Source organism: Streptomyces sp. AM25 (genome assembly GCF_058146165.1).
The window spans coordinates 1-5051 of sequence record NZ_JBKIWN010000106.1; the positions used below are offsets into that span (position 1 = coordinate 1).

Below are 5051 nucleotides of genomic sequence, written 5' to 3' on the forward strand. Positions count from 1 at the left end.
GGGATCGGCGGTCAGGTTGCCCACCACCGTCACCAGTGTCTCGCCCGCCATGCCGTCACCCCTTGCCTCGTTCTGGAACAGGCCCACCGTACCGGCCCTGCGCACCGGCTGGCACGATGACTGCTATGGCGAGCGAGAAGAATGACCTGGAGATGGCAGCTGTGGCACTGCGCGAGGCGCAAGCCGCGGCCGATTCGGCTCGCCGGCAGCTGACCGCAGCGGTTGTCAGCGCGTACCGGGCCGGGGAGCCGGTTGCCCGTATCGCTGAGCGTGTCGGCATGAACGTGATGGAGGTCCGGAATCTGCTGGCTGCGACCGGGACCTCGCGCCGCGGGTGAGCACGGCTGTGGCGTCTGGGAACAGCACCTGGCCGGGGGCGTCCATGGTGGCGAAGTCACCTGGTGAGTATGTGATGCAGCTTGCCGAGGTCAACGGGGTCGGTTGAGGCCAGGAGCGCGGTGAGGTTGGGGGTGCGGGGCATGGGCTCGCGCTGGTGCTGGAGCGCGATGCGGACGGTGCGGCGGTCGAGTCCGTAGCGGGCGCTGAACCGGTGCCGGTGGGTGCCGTTCTGGTAGGCGTCGCGCAGGAGCATGGCGAGGCTGACCCTGGTCGAGGGCTTGGTGAGCCGGCGGTCGAGCGCCGTGGAGAAGACGCGGGTCCGAGCAGGGTCGGTGTCGGTGTGGCCCGGTGCATCGGGGAGTGCCCGCCGCAGGCCGGTGATGGTCCGTCCGGTGACCTGCGCCAGCAGGTCGAGGTCTGGGGTCCCGTAACTGCCCCGGCGGCAGAGGACCTTGAGCAGGTATATGTGGGGCAGGTGGTTGGCGTGGGTGAGACGGCGGATGAAGGACTCGGTGCCTTCGCCGAGGCGGGGCCTGACCTGGATGGGCAGGCGGGCGAGCCGAGGGGGCTGCGAGTAGCTGTCCGTTCGGGGAGTGGTCACGGGCTGATCAGGCCGTCGTGCGCGGGGACGTTGTTCTGTATTTGCTTGCGCCGCCGGAACGCTCTTTGGCGGCAGGCGGCGGAGCAGTATCGGCGGGCTCCGGTGTGGCCTGGGTCGATGGGGGTGCCGCGGTGCCGGCAGCCGGCCGTGGGCCGCTGCTCGGAGATGTCGGTCTGGCGCTCCAGGACGGCCGGCCCGGCCGGTTGGAGGTGTGCCCGGTGGCGGCAGCGCGATGAACACCAGCGCCGGGCGTCTCCCTCGGCTGTCTCGGCGATGGGGTTGGTGCAGAACTCGCAGGCCAGCGGTCGTGGTTGGGGAGTCTGGCTCGTCGGGCGGTGGCGTCTTCGGTGGGCTCGTTGACGGCAGCGGGCGGAGCAGTGCTGGCGGGGGCTCCTGGCGCCGGGCTTGGTTGCCGGAAGCGGTGCGTCGCACTCTTTGCAGGTGCCGGATGTGCCTTCCAGGGTGTCCCGGAGGGCGGCGGGGTTCCGGCCGGTCGCGGCTCCGAGGCGGCTGTAGCTCGGGGTGCCTTTGTGGTGGGGCGGTTCGCAGAGGTAGTCCCGCAGGTAGCCGGCCTTGAGGTGGTTGGCGTGGGCGAGGCGGGCGATGAACGCGTCGGTGCCCTCGCGTGGGAGCGGCCGGACCTGGACGGGCAGCTGGGTCACCGAGGGGTCGGGGACGGGGTTCATGGTCATCGTGCCGCCCGGGGCTTGCGGGTCGTGGCTTGGGCGGCGAAGTCGAGTGGGACCGCTTCCAGTCCGTCTCGGGTGATCTTCTCGGTGCCGGTGAGCATGGCGTCGATCGCGGCGCCCCGGATGAGGTGGGACAGGGCGCCGGTCATGCCGCCGGTGCGGTCGTGGAGGTAGCGGTCGAGTGCGGTCAGGCTGCCCGGCGTGTGCTGGTGCAGCAGCAGGGTGTTCTCCATCTGCGCGACCAGGCCCTTCCATTCCCGGTTGTAGGGGAAGGGGTGGTCGACCAGCACCAGACCTGTGCGGGCATCGGTGCAGACGCCGACGACGGCCTCGATGATGTCGGTGGTGTTGAAACGTGCCCTCACGGGCAGGCCCAGGAAGCGGGCGAACTCGGCCGCGAGCATGCGGGCGGTCGCGGCGGGCGGGACGGTGACATAGAGGACCGGGATCCGATCCTGGGCATGGGGATGGCGGGAGCGGTCGATCAGTTCGTGCGCCAAGCCGAGCTGGGTGATCGCGATGGTCTTCCCCGTTCCGGCGGGTCCCGAGACGATCAGGCCGCGGCGGGCGCTGATGGCGTGCCGGTTCAGTACGGCCAGGCGCCTGCCGGTGGCGACGGTGTGGCGGACGGTGGAGGTGGCCACCACCAGCAGACGTGCGTGGTGGTCGAGGCGGGCCTCGTAGTAGAGGTACTTCTCCGGCGCGGGCAGCGCGGCGTACTCGGCTGCGGTCAGCAGGGGCAAAGGCGCTGGCGGGCCAACGGCGAACTGGCGCCATCCGGGCAGCGTGGTCAGGTGCCGTCCGGTGTCCTCGGCTGCGGTGTCCGGCGTCATCACGTGCGTCTCCAGGGGTCTTCGCGCGGATCGAACAGGCCCAGCGGGATCACCTCGGCCAGCGTCTCCTCCGCCTCGGCCGGTTCGTCCGGGGCATCGGCCGCCGCTTGTTCGGCGGGCTCGGGACGGGGCGCCGGGGTCGAGGGCCTGGTGGCCTTGGTGCGGGCGGCCATCCGCCGGTCCCGCCTGCCGGCCTTGGCCAGCTTCGCCGGCCGGTCCGTCTCCTCGGGCCCGGCGTGGGCGCGGGTGAGCAGGTCGGCGACTGCGTCGGCGATCTCGGTCTCGGTGGCGCCGGGCAGCTGGTGGCTGACGTGGTTCCAGGCCAGGTCACCGAAGGGCACCGGAGCCCGGTTCAGGTGCTTCCAGCTGGCCTGGACCCACGAGCCGCCTGCGCGGTGGTCGCGTACCCAGATCCGGGAAACGTCGTAGGGGTCGCGGTGGACCTCCCAAAGGCCCCGTTTGGCCTGGACGCCGGAGTGCTGGCGGCGCATCGTGCCTTACTGCAACGACACTCCGTGATGCCCTCTGCGTTTGTAGTGGCTGATGCGGGCTCGGGCTTGGCTTCTTCTGCGCCATAGCGACCAGGCAATGACATGCTGGACGGCATGGCGGATGGGAGAGGAAATGCGGTTGAAGAGCCGCCGGGCCTCGTTCATGGTCACGGGTATGAGGGACTGCTCGCTGCCGGTGTCGGGATCCCCTTTTTTGCCTCCGCTCGCAGGACTACGAGGAAGGCGAGGGCAGCCATGGAGAGAGTTATGTGCCGGTACCAAGCTGTGTAGCCGCGGACTTGGTAGTGGTCAAGTCCCGTCTCGTTCTTCGCAGTTTGGAAGCATTCCTCGACCATCCACCGGGACCCTGCGACGGACACGAGTTCATCAAGGAAAGTCCCGGCCGGGCAGAAGCAGGAGGCCTATTCACGGGGTTCTCGGCTCCGCTGTTCTTGATCATGAGGGCGGCCCTGCTCGGTAGCGTGACGTTTGGGATGACGTCAGTTTTCTACCGGGGCAGGGCCGTTGAGCTGGAACGTTACGACAGGGCTGGACACCGATCAACTTGACGGGCTGGTGGCGAGGGTTCATCAGGTGCTCGTGGAGGATCCGGATCCGCCGGTGGTGCCGGGGCGGATGTGGGCTCTGGGGCTGTACAGGTCGGTGGTGCTGGTGCTGTTCCTGCTGCGGCAGAACCCGGTCCAGGAGGCGGCTGCCGAGTTGTCCGGGGTCTCCCAGGCCACCGTCTCGAGGCGGTGGACGGCCCTGCTGCCGGTGGTGCAGAAGGTCCTGGCCGTTCACGTTCCCGATCCCGCCGAGGCCTCCGCGGGGCGGATCGTACTGGTCGACGGCACCCTGGTGACGACGTGGGACTGGGCGAGCGAGGGCACCGCACTGTTCTCCGGCAAGCACCGTGACACCGGGTTCAACCTGCAGGTCGCCGCCACCCTCGCCGGCGAGCTGCTCGCGGTCTCCGCGCCGGTGCCCGGCTCCCGCCACGACATGCACGCCTGGCGCCAGTCCGGCTTCCCCGAGGCCTTCGCCGAACGGCAGGGCATGGGCGATATGGGCTACGTCGGTTCCGGACTGCTCACCCCACGGCGCAAGCCGCCCGGCCAGGAACGATCCGCAGGAGACAAGGAGGGCAACCGCTCGGTCAATACGCTCCGCGCTGCAGTCGAACGGGCCATCGCGCACCTGAAGGACTGGAAGATCTTCGCCACCCGCTACCGCGGCCCCCTCACCCGCTTCGCCCTCGTCACCCAGGCCGTCACCGCCCTCGCCTTCTACAAGAAAGGCTGGTAAAGCCCCGTGAATAGACCTCCAGATGTAGTAAGCGATGTCCGTGTCGTCGGTGAGGCTGCGCCGCGCGAGGAGCCAGTGGTCCCAGCCCTCGCGCCGCCAGGGGCGGATCGCGGCTGTGGCCCAGTCGTACTCGCGCGGGCCGTGAGCACCGTCACCACAGCTCAGACGTGTCCAGGCGTCATCAGGCAGTTGACTGACCAGTTCATGGCCCCTCATGGTGAGCCGCCCCTCACCTATTGGATCCCTGTCCGGAAACTTCGGGGCGGCTCACCACTACCTCCACGACCGCACCGGCGGGATGATCGGCTCACTGTCCCACCTCATCCGCGGCGCGGCCATCGACGCCATCCTCGACGGCACCGAGAAGATCACCCGCAAGTCCCTCCAGAACGTGAAGCTCGACCGCGCGGCCCAGAACCGCAGAGCCCGACCGGCCTCATGAGCACCGGCGAGAACGACGACGGTCGGCTCCGGCTGCTGCCGGTCCGCCCCCGTCCAAAAACCGGGGAAAGTACGGACTCCTACGTCCGCCGCCTGGCCCGCGCCAACCACCTCAAGCCCAGTTACCTGCGCGGATACCTCGTCGGCCCACCGGACTACGGACGAGGCAAACGCCCGCGAGCCGACCGGCTCGCAGCAGTCACCGGACGCCGACAAGACACATTGGAACGGGCATTGTCCGATCTGGTGCGGCAGAAGCGCACGGAGCCCGAGAAACCCAAGCGCAGCTTCACCAAGACTGCGGACAAGCCCGCACTCTTCGCGGCAGGGCTGATTCATAGTCCTGGTTGGC

The 5051-nt window shown here is 69.2% G+C and carries 8 protein-coding genes and 1 pseudogene; 4 read left to right on the forward strand and 5 right to left on the reverse strand.

From position 1 onward, the window contains the following. Positions 1–125 precede the first annotated feature (125 nt). Positions 126–338: a hypothetical protein gene (locus tag ACLHRZ_RS36870; RefSeq protein WP_490422949.1), complete on the forward strand. Its 213-nt coding sequence runs from the start codon at positions 126–128 to the stop codon at positions 336–338. 56 nt (positions 339–394) lie between these two features. Here ACLHRZ_RS36870 and ACLHRZ_RS36875 read toward each other — a convergent pair whose 3' ends face one another. The 5 genes and pseudogenes from ACLHRZ_RS36875 to ACLHRZ_RS36895 form a co-directional block, all read right to left on the reverse strand. Continuing rightward, a complete protein-coding gene (locus ACLHRZ_RS36875) occupies positions 395–940 on the reverse strand; it encodes a hypothetical protein (RefSeq protein WP_490422950.1) in 546 nt (181 codons plus the stop codon). Next, entirely contained in the window at positions 937–1632 is a 696-nt protein-coding gene (locus ACLHRZ_RS36880) for a TniQ family protein (RefSeq protein WP_490422951.1), read from the reverse strand. Before ACLHRZ_RS36880 ends, ACLHRZ_RS36875 begins: the two co-directional genes overlap by 4 nt. Then, a complete protein-coding gene (locus tag ACLHRZ_RS36885; protein WP_490422952.1) occupies positions 1629–2462 on the reverse strand; it encodes an AAA family ATPase in 834 nt (277 codons plus the stop codon). Before ACLHRZ_RS36885 ends, ACLHRZ_RS36880 begins: the two co-directional genes overlap by 4 nt. Continuing rightward, complete coding sequence (locus ACLHRZ_RS36890) at positions 2462–2953, reverse strand: hypothetical protein (protein WP_490422953.1); 492 nt, start codon at positions 2951–2953, stop codon at positions 2462–2464. Before ACLHRZ_RS36890 ends, ACLHRZ_RS36885 begins: the two co-directional genes overlap by 1 nt. 167 nt (positions 2954–3120) lie before the next feature. Next, positions 3121–3369 (reverse strand): annotated as a pseudogene (locus tag ACLHRZ_RS36895) (IS701 family transposase); the annotation flags it as partial. Between the two features lie 178 nt (positions 3370–3547). Here ACLHRZ_RS36895 and ACLHRZ_RS36900 point away from each other — a divergent pair. The 3 genes from ACLHRZ_RS36900 to ACLHRZ_RS36910 form a co-directional block, all read left to right on the forward strand. Then, the gene (locus tag ACLHRZ_RS36900; RefSeq protein ID WP_490422954.1) at positions 3548–4258 is read left to right on the forward strand and encodes a transposase family protein; all 711 of its coding nucleotides are present in this window, start codon (positions 3548–3550) and stop codon (positions 4256–4258) included. A gap of 214 nt (positions 4259–4472) precedes the next feature. After that, entirely contained in the window at positions 4473–4700 is a 228-nt protein-coding gene (locus tag ACLHRZ_RS36905; protein ID WP_490422955.1) for a hypothetical protein, read from the forward strand. Then, positions 4697–5051 (forward strand): TniQ family protein (locus ACLHRZ_RS36910; protein ID WP_490422956.1); only part of this gene is annotated, 355 nt, incomplete at its 3' end. The genes ACLHRZ_RS36905 and ACLHRZ_RS36910, both read left to right, overlap by 4 nt.

Bases quoted from the DNA above. Each gene is read 5' to 3' on its own strand.
- ACLHRZ_RS36890 (WP_490422953.1), bottom strand. From the start codon at position 2,953: ATGCGCCGCCAGCACTCCGGCGTCCAGGCCAAACGGGGCCTTTGGGAG.
- ACLHRZ_RS36905 (WP_490422955.1), top strand. From the start codon at position 4,473: ATGGTGAGCCGCCCCTCACCTATTGGATCCCTGTCCGGAAACTTCGGG.
- ACLHRZ_RS36880 (WP_490422951.1), bottom strand. From the start codon at position 1,632: ATGACCATGAACCCCGTCCCCGACCCCTCGGTGACCCAGCTGCCCGTC.
- ACLHRZ_RS36885 (WP_490422952.1), bottom strand. From the start codon at position 2,462: ATGACGCCGGACACCGCAGCCGAGGACACCGGACGGCACCTGACCACG.
- ACLHRZ_RS36870 (WP_490422949.1), top strand. From the start codon at position 126: ATGGCGAGCGAGAAGAATGACCTGGAGATGGCAGCTGTGGCACTGCGC.